Here is an 18720-nt window from a genome sequence, read left to right as displayed (position 1 = left end):
CTCTTCTTTTTTAAAACTAGTTATTATCTTGATTTAAACCTGGTAAAGCAATATCTTCTTTAGGCACATAAAGTTCTTTTTTCGTATTTACCGGATCATTCGCCTTATGCAAAACCTTCTTTAGGTTATGCGTAAATTTTGCTCGCGGCATCATGACGATATGTCCGCACCCCATACATTTTAGCCGAATATCAGCGCCTAAGCGCAAGATTTCCCAATCATTGGTCTTGCATGCATGGGGTTTTTTCATTAAAACCGTATCCGCTAAATTATAAGTGATTTCCTTATTCATCAAGATCCACACCTAAAATATCTAAAATTCGGTTTAATTCATCGACCGATGAGAAGCCAATCGATAAGCGACCGCTTCCCTTCTTACTTTCAGAAATATTAACGTTTGAACCTAGCTTGTCTGCCAACTGATGTTCACTTTCACGAATAAAAGCTGACTTTTGGACCGTCTTCTTGCGGGGCTTTTTCGCGTTTAGGTTGGCGACTAGGGCTTCAACCTTGCGAACAGGCATCCCTTCTTTAACGACCTGCTTAGCTACTTCGTCAATTTTATCCTTGTTCTTAAGTCCCAATAATGTCCGCGCCTGTCCCATTGACAGTTCGCCGTGTTGCAAGAGGTGCTTAGTTTTATTAGGTAAAGTTAGTAACCGAAGATAATTAGCGATGTACGGCCGTGATTTACCCATTCTTTTAGAAACTTCTTCTTGGGTTAAGCCCAAGTTCTTTTGCAGCATTTCGTATGCCTGAGCTTCTTCCAGCGGTGTTAAATCTTCACGTTGCAAGTTTTCTAAGACAGCAACTTCCATCATCTGACTTTCAGTAAAGTCACGAACAATTGCGGGCACGGTCTTCTTCTTGGCTATCTTTGAAGCGCGGAAACGCCGCTCACCAGCAATAATTTCGTAGCCATTAACCGATTTGCGTACGATAATTGGCTGAAAAACACCATTTTCTTTAATCGAATCCGATAATTCCTTTAGTGTCTTATCATCAAAGTTTTTCCGTGGCTGGTACGGATTCGGGCGAATGGCACTTAAGTCAATATCCTGAATTTCTTCCTCAGTGTCCTCAATCTGCGGTTCATCTTCAAATAAAGCTTCAATTCCACGTCCAAGGCCGCCTTTTCTTTTAGTCCCTTTATTTCTTGAGTCTCTTACCATGATTCTTTAACACCTCCTTAGCTAAATCATCGTATACTTTAGCACCCCGTGAGTTAGGATCATATTCTGTAATTGCTTCGCCATAGCTCGGAGCTTCAGCTAACTTAGTAATTCGTGGAATAATTGTTTTATATACTTTGTTGGTAAAGTAAGATTTCACTTCTTTAACAACTTCCGCGCCCAAATTTGTCCGTACGTCAAGCATAGTCATCAATACGCCTTCAACGCCAAGATCTTTATTAAAATGCTTTTGAACTAAGCGAATAGTATTCAGCAGCTGACTCAAACCTTCCATAGCATAATATTCACTTTGCACTGGAATCAAGATTGAGTTAGAAGCTGTAAAAGCGTTAATTGAAAGTTGTCCTAAAGATGGTGGACAATCGATAAAGATAAAGTCATAGTTTTCACTAACCGTGTCAAGAGCTGACTTAAGCCGAGTTTCACGCGCCATCATGCTGATTAATTCCGTTTCTGCACCAGATAAATTTATTGTTGCAGGCACTAAGTCCAGTCTTTCAGTTGATGTGTGGAAAATCGTGTCTTTTAAAGGAACATCATTAATCAAAACACTATAGATATCTTGATCGATTTCCGACTTTTCAATTCCTAAGCCTGAAGTAGCATTACCTTGGGGATCAATATCAACAATTAAAACGTGATAGCCACGTTCAGCAATCGAAGCTGCCAAATTAATCGTTGTCGTTGTCTTACCAACGCCACCTTTTTGGTTAGCAACCGAAATTACACTTACCATATTTTCCATGCTCAACCTACTTTCTCTTCAATTCAATCGTGATCATATAATCATCAGGATTATTATTTTCTTTAACTTTAACCTTAATGCCTGATTCTTTGGCCAATTTAACGGCCTGCTTAATCGTGTTGATCTGTACCTTTAAATCCTTAGGAATCCGGTTAACGGCCCGCTTGGTCTTTTCCGCTTTATCCTGTTCATGCGTTTTCTTATCTTCAAAGTAGCCGTCAACGTCTTTAACGATTTTTTCTGTATCGCTGACATTGAGGTTATTTGCTAAAATTTCATCAAGCACACGACCTTGATCTTTTTGCGTTAAACCAACTAAACAACGGCCATGACGAGGAGAAATTTCTCCGCTAGCAAGGTAACTTTGCACTTTTGGCGATAATTTTAATAACCGCATTTTATTGGCAACATATGACTGCGACTTACCAATATTTTGTGCTAGTGCAGTCTGGGTTAAGTTATTTAGTTTCATTAAGTTGTTATATGCTTGCGCTTCGTCGATTGGATTTAAATCCTCGCGCTGCAAGTTTTCAATTAACGCAAGTGAAGCTGCTTGTGCTTCATCCATATTGTTAACAATTGCTGGAATTTTATCCCAGCCTAAGTGCTTCGCCGCCCGGTAGCGTCGTTCACCGGCAATAATTTCGTATTTATCGCCTTGTTCACGAACAACAATTGGCTGAAGCAAGCCTTCTTTGTCTAACGTTGAAGCTAGTTCACGAATCGATTCATCGGAAAACTCGCGCCTTGGTTGATAAGAATTCGGAATGATTTTAGTTAATTCAATATCTTGAATTTGTTTATCTTTAGGAATTTCATCACGATGTCGTAAAGAAGAAAATAATGACATATAAGAGTCCCCCTATTTATTGAATTGGTTTACGATGCGGTGTGCCCGCTTGCCGTGGATACTTTTTAGGTGTTGCTTTCACCTTTTGGACCAGAATCAGTGTCCGTTCCTCACTGCTAGTTGGCAGTTGGAGTTCCTCGGTCTGGATTACTTTGCCCCCTAAGAGACTAATTGCCTTTTGGCCATCTTGCAGTTCTTTTTCCGCTTTTGGCCCCTTAAGTGCAACAAAGTACCCACTTTTTTTAACTAGCGGCAGGCAATATTCGCTTAAAACTGCCATATTAGCCACTGCCCTAGCCGTCACAATATCGAATTGTTCGCGATAAAGTTTGTTTTGACCAACATCCTCAGCACGCCCATGAACAAGTTTCACATCTTGCAATTGCAATTTTTCAATTAAGTCCTGTAAAAAAGTTAACCTTTTCCCCAGTGAATCAACGATTGTTACCTTTAATTCTGGTTGCAAAATTTTGAGCGGAATCGACGGAAAACCCGCGCCCGCACCGACATCACAGACCGTATCACCTGGCTTAAAGACTTCAGAAAAAGTAAATAACGGCGTAAGACTATCAAAAAAATGTTTTAGGTAAACATCATCTTCTTCGGTTATCCGAGTAAGATTGACCTTCTGATTAGCCGCAATTAAGCTGGTAAAATATTGGTTAAATTGGTTGATTTGTTTTTCATTTAATTTAAAATTACGCTTTGATAATTCTTGGACAAATTGTTCAGGATTCATTTTTCACCCGTGAAACCTTGTTTCACACCCTATAAATTTAACGCTAAAAATGGCTTATTGTAAAGCCATTACATCTCTATAATTATGAAATATTTTTCGACAGCCGTCAAAGTCTAAATGAACAAAATAAGCTATAATATCGTCAAAGGAGATAAACATGATTATTACTTTAATTGTTTTAGCCTATTTAGCCTGGAAAACATATAAAGGCTATCATACTGGTTTTACCAAATTAATTATTAATTTAATATTTGCGGCAATCGTCTTTATTGCGGCAATTTTATTTCAAAATCCTGTCGGCAATTGGCTTTATGGTCAAATTACCGGCCAAAACATTCAAACCACACTGACTCCGAGCGCTAATTTAATGATTTTTCGCTTTTTAGCCTTTTTCGTCATTCTTTTTATCGGCAAAATGGTTACTAAAGTTTTCAAAAGTTGGTTTCCAAGTAAAAATCCCCACTCAACTAGTTTTGGCTCACTGCTAGACGGTGTATTAGGCGCAATTGTTTCCTTTTTTGCCAGTTATTTCTTTGTTTACATTATCCTATCAATGCTTAATGCTCTGCAAAATCAATGGTTTATCCAGCAGACCCTAAATTCACCGTTTTTACGGTTCATCATTTACAGTACACCAGGTCTATCTAACGGAATGTTTAACTATATCTTTAGTATTAGTCGAACAGCCGCATAAACAAACTTTAAGATGCTATTTGCAAAGCCTGAATCTGACCAGATTCAGGCTTTTTTACCTCATCAAGTTTACCAAAGCATGTTGTTAGCAAATCATATATACTTTAAAAATTTGATTAGCTATTTTATTAGTTGTTGTAGTAAACTATTTTGGTACAAAAAATTAAGTAATTGTTTATACGGAGGATAAAGTGGGAGCAAAAAATATTTTTAAAAAAGTCATGACGATTTCTGCCGCCGCTATACTGACGGCACCAATTTATTGCAATAATTTAACGACAAATGTTCGTGCCGTAATAAATACGCCAGCAAATCAAGATGCTAAACCTGCTATTGGTACGGCCAAGCAGCCTGGTACAAGTAACACAGTTAATGATGCTAATCCTGCAGTTTCACAAACTAAAAAGGTTAAAACTTTTAAAGTCGCAATTGTCAAAAAGAATTACGGCATTTACCAGGGTAACTTCACTAATAAAAAGTCTAGCTCAAAGTATTTTCATCAAACCTTTAATGTTAACAAAACATTCACCCATAACGGACACCACTATTATTGGCTCAATCAAAAAGGAAAAAAAGCATTTGGTTATATTAACAAAAATGCTGTCGCTAAACCCAATCAAGCCAAAGTTGTTAAGGTTCCATATGTTAGCCAATATGTTCCGGTAAAAACGCCTTGGGGGTGTGCGGGCGCTTCAATGGCAATGCTTTTAGGCTCGCAAGGACAAAAAATCACTGCCAGCTTTTTAACTAAAGTTCAAAACCATCTGCCAATGCAACCCACTAAAGGTGGCCAAAAAGGTAATGTTTATACTGGTGTTGGCTTTGGGTATGTAATCAGCCCGGGCGCGCTAGCAAAATATGCACGAACTTTTAAGACTGGAAAAAAGGTAGTCAACATCTCAAGCAAAAAGTTGAGCCTAAACGATATCAAAATGTACGTTCAAGGTGGCAGCCCTGTCTTGTATTACGGCTTTTCTTCTTACCAAAAACCCGGGGATAATCACCGTAATCACTGCAAGGTAATTGTCGGCTACCGCAAAGGGAAGTTTCTTGTCTACGATCCTCTGTATTATTCTGCCAATGACGGTGCTGACACTGGCGGTAAGAACATGAACTATGACCATGGCGCAAAAGCTTGGCTAAAGAAAGCGACAATTCAACAAGAGTTTTGTCATAAAGCAATTACAATTAAATAAATTGAACAACAAAAAAAGTCGTAGCTAAACTTTACTAGTTAGCTACGGCTTTTTTAATTACTACTTGTCACAAATGGATGAGTGCTTTTTATTGCTCAAAATTATCATACTCAACGTGCTCATCGTTATAAACGAAAATCGCACCAATGCGGTCAGGATCATCATGCCAATTTGCAATTGGATGACCTGCAAAAAAGAGTCGCTTGCATTCAATTTCAGCTTGCACCGAATTTTTAGTAAATGTTGTCACTCCGGCCAGATCCGTTTCGACTGGATAGCCAGTTCGTGGATCAATCAAGTGATGGTATTTATGACCATCAACAATTAAATAACGTTCATAAGTCCCACTAGTAACAGCAGAACATGCGGAAACCATGACTGAAGAAATATTTTTACCTCGTGGCTTTTTAGGATCTTGAATACCAACAGTCCATTGACCACTAGCTCGCTTAGGCGAATCGCCTACTAATAAAATATTGCCACCAAGATTGATAATTCCTGCGCGTACACCATAAGCACGCCAAAAATCACGAATCCGATCGGCAATCCAGCCTTTGGCAATTCCGCCTAGGTCAAGTTCCATTCCTTCTTTTTGTAGAAAAACAGTCTGATTTTCATCATCTAAGTCAACACTGAAAGGATCCGTTAACTTCATTTTGGCTTTAATCTGTTCGTCAGTTGGTACATGCGCGCCTTTAAAGCCAATTGCCCAAAGTTTGACTAATGGACCAATTAGGGCGTTAAAGCCAAAGTTTTCCCGACTTTGTTCTACGGCTAGCTTAACTAAATCATAAACCGCACTAGAGACCTGAACCGGCTTTTTACCAGCAGCATGATTAATATCCATTACTTCAGAATACTCACGGTTTACCGTTAATAAGTCTTCGTAGTGATCAATTAAATCAAATGACTCGTTAATTAATGTATCATCTGTTGTACCAAAAATTTGTAGAGTAATCGCTGTTCCTAAAGCGTGATGCTGTCCAACTGCTTGTTCTAAAGCTAAATTTTCAATCATTTGTGTTTTTCCTATTTCTCCAAATACTTTTCTCTAATCGTTTCTTGCAGATCCTGATCAATTGCAAGTTCATTAACAATATAAGAATCAAGACTGCCATAATTTTCATTAACAGTAATTAAGCTAGTGTCAAAAAAGGCATTGGCAACTGAACCTAATACACGCATATTAGCGCGAAAGCGGTCATTTTCACCCGCCTTTTTAAATTGCCGATCACGGCTTGCCCGGTAATCATTTAGCAGATAATTTGAATACAGGTAGTCCTGCCTGATTACTTCCAGATCAACGCCCAAAATGTATAACAAGATCACGGTAACTAAGCCGGTGCGATCCTTGCCTTCGGAACAATGATAAAGCGTTGCACCATCATCTTCTTGTGCAATTAGTTCAATAATATGGTGAAAACTATGCTGTGCAGTTTCAGTCAAAATATGATTATGATAACGCCGACACATCATCCGAAACCCCGCATACTGATCACGTCGATATTCTGCGAACTCCTTTTGCATATCAAGACCGTTTCCACCAGTATTGTCTTCAACTGAAAGTGGGCAACTATAATGTTTTACTCCAGCAATTGCTTGGTCAGGGTTTTGCTTGCATTCAGCCGGTGAACGTAAATCAATAATCTGCTTTAAACCGTAGTCCACTAAAAACTGTTCGTCACTGGGTACAATCTTACTCATATTACCAGTTCTCAGTAAGCGATGCTTTTTTACTTTACGTCCCAAAAGACCCGTATATCCACCGATATCACGTGGATTGCGCACAGATTTGATTGGTAAAACTACTGGATCAGACATAAGAATTTCCCTTCTAACCAAAAATAACCGGATAGTTAATCCTATCCGGTTATTTTACTCTCTGCTAGTCAAACTAGCAAAAGATTATTTATTAGCTTGTTCAATGAACTTGAAGAAGTTGTCCATCATGCCATCTAATTGCTTGATGGTTGCGTCGTCAGTTAATTCACCAGTTTCCTTGTCAAACTTGCTTGGGGCTTGACCAATTAAAACTTCGTTACCTGGCAAAACATTAGCACTCATATCAGGTGAAAGTAAAATTTCACGGATATCTTCTTGAGCACGACCAGTACCTTGGCTACCGTATGAAGTACCTGCTACTGCAACAGGCTTCATCTTCATTACGTTAGGACCAGCATGTGAACCCAACCATTCAAGACTACTCTTTAATGCAGCTGGAATTGTGTGATCATATTCTGGTGTAGTAATAACGATACCATCAGCACTCTTAATGTCTTCGATCCAAGCTTTAATTGAATCATCAGCCATTTCTGTTCTGCAGAAAGGTGTCAATTTATCGATTTCTTTTACTTCAATATCTGCCTTATCACCGTAACGCTTTGCAATAAATTGTGCTAAAAAGCGATTGTATGAGAAAGCGGCATTTGTACCAACAATTGCTAAAATCTTCATTCTTGGTCCTCCTACTTAGTAACTTGTGCATACCAATCATCAACTTCATCGAAGAAGTGACCTAAGAATTCAACAGAAGACTTATCAGTTAAGTCACCATTTTCATCAAATTGCTTCGGTGCAGTACCCATCATAAATTCATCACCATTAAAGATCTTTGCACTAAAGCCTGGTGCAGTCATAAGACTCTTTAAACGGCTTTGTGAACGAGAACCACCCTGAGGCATTGGTGAAGTTGAAACAATAGCAACTGGCTTGCCCTTAAATGGGTGAGAAGTGCATGAAAGCCATTCTAAGGCGCTACTCAAAGCGCTAGTTACCGAGTGTTGTTGTTCAGGAGAACCAATTAATACTAAATCAGCATCCTCAATTTCTTTACTCAAGGCTTGGACGGACTCAGGAGCGTCTTCGCCTTCTTTAAACATTGGCAATCCCTTCACAGTTGCTAGTTTAAAGTCATATTTGTCAGCAAATTGCTTAGCAATAAACTTAAGCAATGCCTCATTAAACGAATTATTGGCATTTGAGCCAGATAATGCAAGGATTTTCATAAAAACCACCTTTCAGAAACTAATTTCTTTGACAATTATATCATATCTATATTTTTCTGGCTTAAACCATGATTTTTGCTTTTTTAAATTTTAAGTAGCAAAAAAGCGGCAGTTAAACCGCTTTTCCTAATCAGGGATTTACTTTTTACCCTTCTTTTTATTTTCCTGATTATCAGTTTCAAATAAAGAAACTGTACTAGATTCACTCAACCAATCATTTAAAATTGCATCATTGATTTGAGCTGATAAGACATTAACTATCTGTCTTTGCGAGAAACTTGCGATCCCGTTAACAAGTAGCGAAGCGATACCAATTGTAGTAATCCAATTGGCAATAACGATATTTATAATCTTTTCGTCGGGATGTTTTGTTTTCTTATATTGTTCTTTAAACTTGGCAATACCAAGCTTAATTAAGGTATCGGAGATTATTTTGCTACCAAACTTACCATCAACAAACATTGCTCGAAACAGATTTTCATGCTCCTTAGCAAAGTCGATATAAGATAAATCCATATCAATTATGGGTTTACCCGTATATTTTTTTTGCAAGATATTACTCTTTAAGTTCTCAGCAATTTTACGCAAAACTTCTGTTCGCAGTTCATCCATACTACTAAATTCAAGATACAAAGGCTGCGTTGAAAAGTGTCCCGCCTTAGCAATATTTCGAGCAGTAAGACTCTCAATACCATCTTTTACAACCATTCGATAGGCAATATTTAAAATTTTATTTCTTCCAATTTCTTTTTTTCTCGCCATTATTGGTCTTCCTTAATTAATTTCAGTATTTTTATTTACGTATCTATATTATTTTAGAAACAGCAATACTAACAATTACCAACTTTAATTATCCAAAAATTCATCATAATATGATGAAACCATATCTTTGATTTCATTTTTACTCAACCCCTGAGATGCACAAAAAGAAAAGAAAGCAGCCGACAATATATAGCCTCGTTCACGATCTTCTGTCAAATTCTCAGAAAAGCGCATATTAATACTTTGGTTTTTATAATCCGTTGATATTTCTATCACTTTATCTTCTGGTATTTTTTTCATCATGATACCTCAATGCATAAACTTATTAAGTATTCTTTAAATACAATTAACATGAATTAGAAAAGAAACTGTAATATGACAATACAATAAACATATTTATAGTTATAAAAAACTTGTTATTTTAAATAAAAACTATTTAGTTAGATATTACCAATAATTTTTTAAAAGTGAATTTGATTTCTAAACCTGATTAAAATTTATGAATATGTGGTTTTATAAAATAACAACTAACTATCTATTAACTAGAATAGTAAATTTAAAACTGTTTTGTCAAGAACAATGTGCTGCTTTTACGTTCAAAATATTAACTTGCTTCTACAATTAAAAATAATTTTCGTTATTAAAAACATTGCTACTCTGAATATTTAATTATTTTCAATAAAAAATACACAATTTTATTTTTAATTAAAATTGCGTATCCAATAATTATTTTTCAGATTATTTTAAGTAATATATTAATTTAAGAACTATTGTTTTTTTGTCATTTCGCCATCCATCATCTCATAAATATGGTCTGCATATTTTTCTAGACGTGGATCATGGGTAACTATGATTACTGCCTTATGATAACTTTTAGCCAAATCCTTAAATAATTGCCCAACTTCATCAACTTTCGCGCTATCAAGTGATGCCGTTGGTTCATCTGCTAGTAAGATTTGCGGGTTAGCATACAGTGCGCGGGCAATTGCTGCCCGCTGCTGCTGACCACCCGATAATTCACCCGGATATTTACTTACTAAGCTGGTAATCCCCAGTTTATCAAGCAATTGCTGCAGCGTTTCTTTTGTAATATTACCCTGCTTTTTAACGTGATCGACCAGTTCGAACTGTTCTTGAATGGTCAAAAAAGGAACCAAGTTATAAGCTTGCAGAACAAAGCCAATCTGGTTTAAGCGCAAAGAGTTACTCTGCTTAGTCGAAATATTAGCAATATCCTTGCCACTAATAAAAACCTTGCCAGTTGTTGGCTTTTGCAGTGAACCTGCAATAGTTAAAAAAGTACTTTTCCCAGCCCCAGAAGGTCCCATGATCAAAACAACTTCACCTTCATTGGCCTTGAAATTAATATCTTTTAGGGCCTGAACTTGTGCAGCGCCCTTGCCGTAAATCTTTTGGACATTTTGTAATTCAATGACTGTCATCTTATTCACCTATTGCTTTTGCTGGATCTACTTTTAAGATTGATCTGATTGGAATTAAACTGCCAATAATGCCTGTTAAAAGCATGCCTAAAGTGCCGCTGAGCATAATAGTTGGCGTAAAACTCATTGGAACTGCCGCTGGTAAAACTTTAGCCGTTAACAGCATTGCTAGCAAGCCGATAATTACTCCGATTCCCACGAGAATAATAGCCTGACTAACCGTTGACCAAACCAAGGTTCCACTAGGAATTCCTTGTGCGCGCATAACAGCAAAATTATGCATTTTTTGCATAGTTAAGATGTATAAAAAGACCGCAATAATAATTAGTGAAATAATAAACAAAAATCCAATCATTAATTGAAAAGTCATATTTTGTGCTGTATAGCCTGGCAATTTATTAATAAATTGTTTGATCGGATATGTCTTGCTATTGCCATCGTTATAGCGGTAGTTGGCATTGCGGGAAATAATTGCGGAAGCACGCATATTTGGCATCCCCTGCCGTAAGGTTTTCCAACTGGCGAGTGTTCCGTAGATAATCGGAGCAATGTTAATCTTGGCGTTTTGAACAAAGCCCACAATCTGATACTTTTGCTTCATTCCGTTGAGTTCTAATTGATCACCAATTTTGTAGCCCTTAACTTTAAAAGCCTGATCAACAACTACTTCATGAGCTTTGCGCGCTTTTCTTCCAGCAATTAATTCCTGATCATGGTAAATGAACTGGCTTTTCTTAACGCCAATGAACTGAGCGGAAACTTGGCTTCGCTGTTTGCTTTTTACCACCACGGGCGTTTGCCCAAGTAACGCCTCGTCTTTTCCAATCTTAGCCTTTTTTAAGTCATCTTTATTTAAAACAGATTGGCTCATGCTTACATTAGCATTTTTATTTAGCACTACTTGCTTAGCATTCCATGATTCAATTGCCTGTGTGTTCTCGCTTGCTAAGCCGAGAGCAAGGGACGATAGAACAAAAATCAAGTAGCTGATTAGAAAAATCATCAAAATGATTAGGCCATAACGCAATTTTTCCCTTTTGATTTCTTTAATTGCTAAAAACACTATTTAGTCTCCTTTTTTAACAGTAACAAGCCCGCTTGCAGCTGGGCAAGGATGGCACTTTTTAAAGTAGGGTTTGCCAAAATTTCCCTAATTGCCGCATGGCTAAGCATCATTGCACTCCAGTTTTGCGCGCTGAGTTTTACTAATTTCTCGCTTGCGAATGGCTGCTTAACTAAGCTTTCGTTATACAACACATGCATTTTAACCATTTTGGCATACTTACTGCACAAAGTTTGCTCAAGAAAAGTAACAACGCTTTGATAAAACATTTGCGGATCGTACTGCTCTGAAAGCTTGATCTCAGCATGAATCTGCTTTAACGCACGCTGGTAGATGTATTGATAAGCATCAGTTAAATCAGCAAAATATTTGTAAAAAGCACCACGAGCAATGTCCGCTTCCTTCACAATTCGCGCAACCTGTGCCTTGAGAAGCGAATGATTGCTGAATTCATGAAGGAGTGCCTGCTCAATCCGCTCCTTCTTCTCTTGCGGTAAATTAATAAAAGTAGTCTTAACCATGAGCACACCTCTTTTTCGCCAAAGTGACACCGTGTCACTTTGATAACAGAATACAATTACTAAACCTAATTGTCAAGTAAATGAACTTTTGCAAAAATATGCAGCCTAATTATTGCCATAAGTAAATAAAAAAGCCGCGACTTTGCGGCTTTTAGCTGAATTATAGAACTAATACGCGATTATAATAATTAGTCCGGAAAATATTCTCACGTACTGAAATCTTGGCTAGAGCGCAGTTAGCCATTGTTTCAAAGGCATTAATATCACCATCAGTAAAGCAATGAGCGAACATCATTCTGATTAAAGTACCATGGCACACAACTAGAATCTTTTTATCCGGGTAATTTTGGTGTAAATCAGCTAAAAAATCACCACAGCGCTCGTTTAATTCAGCAAAAGTTTCGCCACTTGGTGCATATTTAACATAATTAGCAGCTGCTTTACCCCATGGGTCAATAGCATCGGGATATTTTTTACCCAATTCAGTTAAATATTGGCCATCCCATTCACCAAAATTAAACTCCATTAATCTTTTATCTAATCTGATTTCTTTTTGGCCTTTAGTAAAAATTTTTGCCGTTGTGACTGCCCTTTTCATCGGACTAGAAAAAACAAGATCAAAGCTTGAAGGATCAAAATTAGCGGCCGCCTTTTCGGCGTATACGCGTCCTTCATGATCAAGATCATGATCAAAAAGTGCTCCCTGAATTTTTCTCGTTTTGTTTAAGTCGGTCTGGCCGTGACGTACAAAAACTATTTCCATGATTAACCTCATTTCTTACGTTGTCTATGCTATCCCAATAAGTAAATTACTATCGCCGTTTGAAATCAAACTCAGTTCGAAAGACATAATTATCTGTGGTGCTTTCTTGGGCAATATATTGAAAACCAAAATCATTAAATTTCTGCAATTCCTCTGGCTTAGTTAATTGGTGTTCTGCAGCAAAACGAACCATTTCTCCTCGGGCCATCTTGGCATGAACCCCAACGGTTTTCCACTTACCCTTGACGAATTCTTGAAAGTCGATAGTAATCATTCGCCGCGTTTTTGTTACATAAGGCGCGATATTTTTAGAATATTCCTTAGAGGCCAAATTAATCAAAATATGATCCTCACCAAAAAGATTATCTGCTAGTTTTTCACCCCAATAGTGGTACAAATTTGGTTCGGTGAAACCTGTCGCCTTGTTCTTCATTTCTAAGCGGTAAGGCCAGACACCGTCAAATGGTCGCAAAACACCGTATAAGCCAGATAAGATGCGCACATTTTCTTGGACATAATCAAGCGCTTGGGCTGAAAATAAGTCAGGTGCCATATACTGATACTGAATCCCAGAATAAGAAATAATTGCTGGTGTTAAGTTGTCCGTTTTAGCTAGGTTAAGCTGCTTGATTTGCTCTTGTCCTTCTTTAGTCGTCCGCTCGCTTGACTGCCAGATTGCTTGTAACTGCGTAAAACTGCATTGCTGCAAAAAAGCCGCCAATTCTTTTGCCTGTTTAAGAAACTGAGGGTGTGAGCGAGCTGGAAATGAATCACGGTCGACTTTCATCTTCATTGCTGGTGAGATAATAATTTTCATCTTTCGTATTTACCACCTTTTGGGTTAAACTTATTTAGTAATATGTTTTGAGGAGAGAGAATTAATGAATCCTGATTTTGCAATCATCTTAAATTTTAAACTAAAAAGCACGAAAGATGTAGACGCCGATTTTTTAGTTAAAACAGCGCGCGATATCGGTGCACGGGCAGTTGCCACTAATCAGCTGCAGGATGAATTTAAACTTGCTTGTGCTAAGTACACGGTTGCACTCGTTGATGGTCGTGACGGCATTGACGCGACAAGTGACGATGTCATCGACAAACTTGTTGCTAACCGCAAAATTGGGCAAAGCTCTTTTATTAATGTCGAGGTTGCTGAAAAAAATGCAATTAGTTCTGCAACAAAAGAGGTACTCACCACGGTTAATAACTGGATGCATATTTTTGGCCACGCGTTTAATGATAGCCAGCCATGCAATCTTACCGCAGATTCGGGCTTTGTTCTCCAAAATCGTCATTTACATTATCAAAAATACGTTTTTGTCAACAAGCCTTTGCCAAAACAAGTGATTGTGTCTGGTCTAACAGTGGCGCCTAATCGCGTTGAAATGATTGAAAATCGGTGTGAACCTGCATTCACGTTCCAAGATAACGCGTTGACCATTGACTTAACAGAAATTACTAGTAGCAACTTGCCTTGGCAAATTATTCGTATTCAAGAACATCGCCCAGAAGACGATATCAAAGAAACTAAATTCTAAATGAAAAACGGCTTTATTTAAAGCCGTTTTATTTTACCTTATTTTCGTTTAGCATGCGTCTTTGATTGTGCATTGTCCTGCCCGTAATACGCATTTTTACCGTGCTTGCGGTAGTAATGCTTATCCAGCAGATATTGCGGCAAGTGGCTGTTTGCCCGCGTTAATTGCAAGGTGTGGTAATCCTCCTCAGCCACTACTTCTAAGACCTTCGCATTATAAACCGCCTTAGCAGCTGTTTCACCCCAAGTAAACGGGCCGTGTTGACTGACCAAACAGCCCGGCGTTGCTTCATAATCGAGGTGGCGCTCTTTGAAGGTGCGCACAATCGTCTTACCAGTGTTGCCTTCATAGTCTTCTTCGATTTCGGCTTTAGTCAGAGCATCAGCGGCCGGGACATCAGTATAGAAGGTATCGGCATGCGTCGTGTTTAGTGCCGGAATGTCCATTTGTGCCGCCGCAAAGGCTACCGCCCATGGTGAATGCGTGTGGACGATTCCGCCAATCTTAGGAAAATGATTATACAGATATGTATGCGTCGGTGTATCGCTTGACGGGTTGCGGCTGCCTTCTACCACTTCGCCCTTTAAATTAACCACGACCAGATCCTCGGGCGTCAGTTCTTCGTATGGCACGCCAGAAGGTTTAATAACGAATAACCCCTGCTTGCGGTCAATACCAGAAACATTGCCCCAGGTAAATGTGACTAGATCCAGCTTAGGCAGCTGCATGTTGGCCTCATAGACTTCTTGTTTTAATTGTTCGAGCATCTTTGGCTCCTCTCTTACTTAAATTGCTTCCTGCTTAATGCCCACCTGTGCAAAGAGGCGGTCAAAAAAGGCTTTGGCAGCCTTGACTTCTTCCACTGCCTGTTCATCGCCGTTATCACCAGACCACATCTCAATGGTAAAACTGCCACTGTAGTTTAACCGGACAAGCAGACGCAGCAGGCCAGCAAAATCAACGCAACCCTGGCCAAAGGGCACGTTCTTGAACTGCCCCTTGGAAGTGGTCGTTACTGGTTTACTGTCCTTTAAATGGATCGCGCAAATGGTGTCAATGTAGTTTTCTAATTCTACCGGGACATCGTTTTCAGGCCAAGCGCTTAGATTGCCCAAGTCAGGGTAAGCCTGCAGCCACGGGCTTTTAACCAAGTCATGGTAGTGACTAATCTTGGCTAGGTTATTAATAAACGGGTCATCCATGGTTTCAATCGATAGCATCACGTTCTTTTTAGCCGCCAAGTGCACACACTTCGTTAGATTTTCAACGTATAATTCGCGCGATAAGGCGCTTTTGTCCTCATAATAGACGTCATAGCCGGCCATCTGAATATTGTGAATGCCTAAATCAACGCATAAGTCGACGGCTTTGGCCAACATCTGCACAGACTTTTGCCGGACAGCAGGATCCTTTGACCCCAGTGGAAAACGGCGGTGTCCGGACAGCATCAGATTGTTGATCCGCATCCCTGTTTGCCACATTAAGTTGCGCATGCGGCTGCGTTCTTCGTAGCTCCAGTCAAGCCGGGCCAAGCGCTCATCACTTTCATCAACGGAAAATTCGTAAAAATTAAAGCCCAGTTCATGCGTGAGTTCAAAGGTCTCGCGCCAAGATAGGTTTTGTGGCAGGGCTTTTTCATAAATACCTAGTGAATTAACGGTCATTTTCTACTCCTAAATAATTTTTAGTGACCTAACAAAAAAGAGGCGCCAATGATTATTCATTGCTCCCCTTTATCAGTTAGCCCCAGATTCGCTTAATTTCGTCCTTAAACTGCTTGCTGACAGCATGAGGATCATCAGCACCAGTAATTGCCCGGCCAGCAATAAAAGTATAAACGGGAACACCTTTAAATAGTTGCAGAATCTCAGGATGAACACCGCCAGTGACGGAGACCTTGAAGCCCATTGCAATTAAATTCTTGACGTTCTCAACGTCTTGCTCAGACCACTTTTGACCAGCAAATTTGGCGTCGCGACTTTGGTGGTAAACCACTTGGTGGATGCCGTGATCAAGCCATTCTTGCATTCTGTCCTTATTATCCCAGCCCTCATAAAGCTCAACCTGAACCTCAATTTCCTTTTGGGCATTACTCATTGTAGGGACTGTTGCGGCATTAATGCAGGTCATCCAGTCTGCCCCTGCTTCACGACAAGATACACCACATTTTGTCCCGGCATCGGCACATTTAACATCGGCTAAAACAATCTTATCGGGAGCCATTGCCCGTAAGTTCTTAACGGCACTCATTCCGTCGCGGTAAATTAAAATTGTTCCCGCCTCAACGACATCGATTTGATCTTCTACTTGGCGTAAAACATTGATTGCCTGGGCCGTATCGTTACAATCCAATGCTACTTGCATCATTGGTAAATTCATTTTTTGCTCCTAATCTTTTTTAAACTTAGCTGGAATGTCTGAAGCATTAATTTTGTCTTCTACCTCTTTAGCGGAAATAACATTTTTAATACCAATTACTTCTCCACCGCGCTTTTTTACCTCATCAAACATCTTAATGAATGGGACGGAGGTAAAAACAACATCATAGTTGCGGGCAATTCCCTTTGCCTCTGAAATTGAAGTGTGATCAGCCTGTGTAATTTGGTAACCCAATTTTTCCATCGTCTTTTTTACTGTTCTGAGTAACATCAAACTTGTTCCAGAACCATTTGCACATGCAGTTAAAATCTTCATAACTAAATCTTTCCTTTCTAATTATTTTCTTTATCATTTAATTTTTGCCATTCTGGATAATCTTCGGTAATCAAGAAGTACCCTTCTGGATCTGCCCGGTATTGCAGCTGTGGTATTGCCAAAAGCATGATAATAATGAGTGCGACACCGAAGTAGCCTAAGTATTTCATGACGACAGTGAAGAATGGCCAAACTGTTGCCCAGTCGAACATGCCAAGGTAACCACCATATTTAGCCATGCCAACCCAGGTAGCAATTAATGCCGAGCCGGCAACTTGAATCAGGCCGGAAATAAACGGCATGATCATTGCACATTTATAGCCGCCGCGATTATTGGAATACAAGCCGATAGCAGCGTTGTCAAAGAACAACGGAATGAAGCCAGCAATGACTAAGGTTGGTGAATGGAAAATTAACAACAAAATAATCATCGTAAACTGACCTAATGCACCAAACATAAAACCAATGGTTTGTGCATTTTGGGAACCAAAACCTAGTGTTGCAGCAACATCGATACCAGGAACTGCCCCAGGTAGCCATCTGTCAGAAATACCGGTAAAGGATTCCGTTAGTTCATTAACGAAAGTTCTAACGCCGAGCTGTAAGATTGCAAGATAAACGGAAAATTGTAGAGCAGTCTGTAAGATGTAGAAAATGAAACTTTGCCCTTTTTGCATAAAGTGCGCTTTGATCAAATAATCAGGTCCTAAGACTACCAGAATTGCACCAATAAAAATCAACATTAAGATAGAAGTTGAAACCATGTTGTCATTAAAGATTGACATGAAACTTGGCAATTTAATATCTTCAAGCCGCTTATTCTTATTTTGGTTTTTCTTTAGCGCGTGCTTTTCAATAATCTCTGATAATTTAGCGAAGAAATATATTCCAAACATTTGCTGATGCGCAACGGCAAAACCCGCACCGTCAGTTAATTCCTGCGTAATACCAACGGTTAAATTGGAACCAACAGCCCAGTAAAGGCCAAGAATTAAACTCATAATTGCTAAAATTGAAAAGCGGTTCAGTTTTGGAAAACAGAATAAAATTAACCAAAACGCTGTTGCTGCCTGTTGAACTTGGACATTACCGGTCGTAAAAACCGCCCGTAATTTAGTGTATTTAGAAAATCGCACCAATAAAATATTGATAATGTAAGCAAATAATAATAGCAGCATTGTATCCGCAAATGACCGGCCAAAACGTTGCATAATTCCCGCGTTAACCGCATTTTGACCAAAATAAGGGTCAATAATCATGGCACTGAGATGGAAACGGTCTTTTAAGCCGACTAAGATGGGACGGAAAGTATTAACTAACCCGCCTGATCCCGCAGCTAAGATGAAATACCCAACAGTTGCCTTTAAAAAGCCTGATAATACTTCGTACCACTTTTTGTGCTCTAAGATGTAACCAATCAAAACGATAAAGCCAATCATAAAGGCTGGTTGATTTAATACGTTCGTGGCGAAGTAACTCCAAATAGCTAGTAAGACATTCAAAATATTTTGCATTT

Annotated in this window: 24 protein-coding genes; 3 read left to right on the top strand and 21 right to left on the bottom strand. The window is 38.9% G+C overall.

Features of this window, described 5'->3' with window-relative positions:
- Positions 1–16: 16 nt before the first annotated feature.
- From J3U54_RS07785 to rsmG, 5 genes are read right to left on the bottom strand one after another with little or no spacing between them, the layout of a single operon-like run.
- A complete protein-coding gene (locus J3U54_RS07785; protein WP_103752869.1) occupies positions 17–292 on the bottom strand; it encodes a DUF951 domain-containing protein in 276 nt (91 codons plus the stop codon).
- Positions 285–1172, bottom strand: coding sequence for a ParB/RepB/Spo0J family partition protein (locus J3U54_RS07780; RefSeq protein ID WP_103752868.1), 888 nt, complete (start codon positions 1170–1172; stop codon positions 285–287). Before J3U54_RS07780 ends, J3U54_RS07785 begins: the two co-directional genes overlap by 8 nt.
- On the bottom strand, positions 1150–1929 hold the full coding sequence (locus tag J3U54_RS07775) for a ParA family protein (RefSeq protein ID WP_220235430.1): 780 nt from the start codon (positions 1927–1929) through the stop codon (positions 1150–1152). Before J3U54_RS07775 ends, J3U54_RS07780 begins: the two co-directional genes overlap by 23 nt.
- Positions 1930–1945: 16 nt before the next feature.
- Positions 1946–2788 carry a nucleoid occlusion protein gene (gene noc, locus J3U54_RS07770; RefSeq protein WP_103752867.1) on the bottom strand — a complete coding sequence of 281 codons (843 nt, stop codon included), beginning with the start codon at positions 2786–2788 and terminating at the stop codon, positions 1946–1948.
- A gap of 16 nt (positions 2789–2804) precedes the next feature.
- Positions 2805–3527 carry a 16S rRNA (guanine(527)-N(7))-methyltransferase RsmG gene (gene rsmG, locus J3U54_RS07765; protein WP_103752866.1) on the bottom strand — a complete coding sequence of 241 codons (723 nt, stop codon included), beginning with the start codon at positions 3525–3527 and terminating at the stop codon, positions 2805–2807.
- 157 nt (positions 3528–3684) lie between these two features.
- On the opposite strand from rsmG, the gene J3U54_RS07760 reads away from it, so the two are divergent.
- Positions 3685–4221: a CvpA family protein gene (locus J3U54_RS07760; protein ID WP_220220643.1), complete on the top strand. Its 537-nt coding sequence runs from the start codon at positions 3685–3687 to the stop codon at positions 4219–4221.
- Between the two features lie 190 nt (positions 4222–4411).
- A complete protein-coding gene (locus tag J3U54_RS07755; protein ID WP_267385644.1) occupies positions 4412–5416 on the top strand; it encodes a C39 family peptidase in 1005 nt (334 codons plus the stop codon).
- An 88-nt stretch (positions 5417–5504) separates the two neighbouring features.
- On the opposite strand, the gene J3U54_RS07750 is transcribed toward J3U54_RS07755, so the two are convergent.
- The 11 genes from J3U54_RS07750 to yaaA form a co-directional block, all read right to left on the bottom strand.
- On the bottom strand, positions 5505–6434 hold the full coding sequence (locus J3U54_RS07750) for an FAD:protein FMN transferase (RefSeq protein ID WP_103752864.1): 930 nt from the start codon (positions 6432–6434) through the stop codon (positions 5505–5507).
- An 11-nt stretch (positions 6435–6445) separates the two neighbouring features.
- Entirely contained in the window at positions 6446–7237 is a 792-nt protein-coding gene (locus J3U54_RS07745; protein ID WP_103752863.1) for a tyrosine-protein phosphatase, read from the bottom strand.
- Between the two features lie 84 nt (positions 7238–7321).
- On the bottom strand, positions 7322–7870 hold the full coding sequence (locus J3U54_RS07740) for an NADPH-dependent FMN reductase (protein WP_267385643.1): 549 nt from the start codon (positions 7868–7870) through the stop codon (positions 7322–7324).
- An 11-nt stretch (positions 7871–7881) separates the two neighbouring features.
- Positions 7882–8421, bottom strand: coding sequence for an NADPH-dependent FMN reductase (locus tag J3U54_RS07735; protein WP_220235097.1), 540 nt, complete (start codon positions 8419–8421; stop codon positions 7882–7884).
- A gap of 138 nt (positions 8422–8559) precedes the next feature.
- A complete protein-coding gene (locus J3U54_RS07730; protein ID WP_103752860.1) occupies positions 8560–9183 on the bottom strand; it encodes a TetR/AcrR family transcriptional regulator in 624 nt (207 codons plus the stop codon).
- An 84-nt stretch (positions 9184–9267) separates the two neighbouring features.
- On the bottom strand, positions 9268–9483 hold the full coding sequence (locus J3U54_RS07725) for a hypothetical protein (protein ID WP_103752859.1): 216 nt from the start codon (positions 9481–9483) through the stop codon (positions 9268–9270).
- A gap of 467 nt (positions 9484–9950) precedes the next feature.
- Positions 9951–10625: an ABC transporter ATP-binding protein gene (locus J3U54_RS07720; RefSeq protein WP_267385642.1), complete on the bottom strand. Its 675-nt coding sequence runs from the start codon at positions 10623–10625 to the stop codon at positions 9951–9953.
- Position 10626: 1 nt separating this feature from the next.
- Positions 10627–11688, bottom strand: a complete 1062-nt coding sequence (locus J3U54_RS07715; RefSeq protein WP_103752857.1) for an FtsX-like permease family protein — start codon at positions 11686–11688, stop codon at positions 10627–10629.
- Positions 11688–12209, bottom strand: coding sequence for a TetR/AcrR family transcriptional regulator (locus J3U54_RS07710; protein ID WP_267385640.1), 522 nt, complete (start codon positions 12207–12209; stop codon positions 11688–11690). Before J3U54_RS07710 ends, J3U54_RS07715 begins: the two co-directional genes overlap by 1 nt.
- A 160-nt stretch (positions 12210–12369) precedes the next feature.
- Entirely contained in the window at positions 12370–12972 is a 603-nt protein-coding gene (locus J3U54_RS07705; RefSeq protein WP_103752855.1) for a histidine phosphatase family protein, read from the bottom strand.
- 49 nt (positions 12973–13021) lie between these two features.
- Positions 13022–13789 (bottom strand): peroxide stress protein YaaA, encoded by a 768-nt coding sequence (yaaA, locus tag J3U54_RS07700; protein ID WP_220232680.1) that lies wholly within the window; start codon positions 13787–13789, stop codon positions 13022–13024.
- Between the two features lie 64 nt (positions 13790–13853).
- On the opposite strand from yaaA, the gene J3U54_RS07695 reads away from it, so the two are divergent.
- The gene (locus J3U54_RS07695; protein WP_220235095.1) at positions 13854–14510 is read left to right on the top strand and encodes a hypothetical protein; all 657 of its coding nucleotides are present in this window, start codon (positions 13854–13856) and stop codon (positions 14508–14510) included.
- Positions 14511–14548: 38 nt separating this feature from the next.
- On the opposite strand, the gene J3U54_RS07690 is transcribed toward J3U54_RS07695, so the two are convergent.
- From J3U54_RS07690 to J3U54_RS07670, 5 genes are all read right to left on the bottom strand, one after another.
- Positions 14549–15277: an L-ribulose-5-phosphate 4-epimerase gene (locus tag J3U54_RS07690; RefSeq protein ID WP_220235094.1), complete on the bottom strand. Its 729-nt coding sequence runs from the start codon at positions 15275–15277 to the stop codon at positions 14549–14551.
- Between the two features lie 18 nt (positions 15278–15295).
- Positions 15296–16174 carry an L-ribulose-5-phosphate 3-epimerase gene (locus tag J3U54_RS07685; RefSeq protein ID WP_220235093.1) on the bottom strand — a complete coding sequence of 293 codons (879 nt, stop codon included), beginning with the start codon at positions 16172–16174 and terminating at the stop codon, positions 15296–15298.
- A gap of 76 nt (positions 16175–16250) precedes the next feature.
- A complete protein-coding gene (locus J3U54_RS07680) occupies positions 16251–16889 on the bottom strand; it encodes a 3-keto-L-gulonate-6-phosphate decarboxylase UlaD (RefSeq protein ID WP_103752850.1) in 639 nt (212 codons plus the stop codon).
- Positions 16890–16898: 9 nt separating this feature from the next.
- The gene (locus J3U54_RS07675; protein WP_103752849.1) at positions 16899–17204 is read right to left on the bottom strand and encodes a PTS sugar transporter subunit IIB; all 306 of its coding nucleotides are present in this window, start codon (positions 17202–17204) and stop codon (positions 16899–16901) included.
- Positions 17205–17221: 17 nt separating this feature from the next.
- Positions 17222–18718, bottom strand: coding sequence for a PTS ascorbate transporter subunit IIC (locus J3U54_RS07670; RefSeq protein WP_220220630.1), 1497 nt, complete (start codon positions 18716–18718; stop codon positions 17222–17224).
- Positions 18719–18720 lie beyond the last annotated feature (2 nt).

It is taken from the genome of Lactobacillus sp. B4007, assembly GCF_026535895.1.
Taxonomy (GTDB): domain Bacteria; phylum Bacillota; class Bacilli; order Lactobacillales; family Lactobacillaceae; genus Lactobacillus; species Lactobacillus panisapium.
Note: the sequence above shows the minus strand (reverse complement) of the source record. Positions and strands in the feature narration are given on the sequence as shown.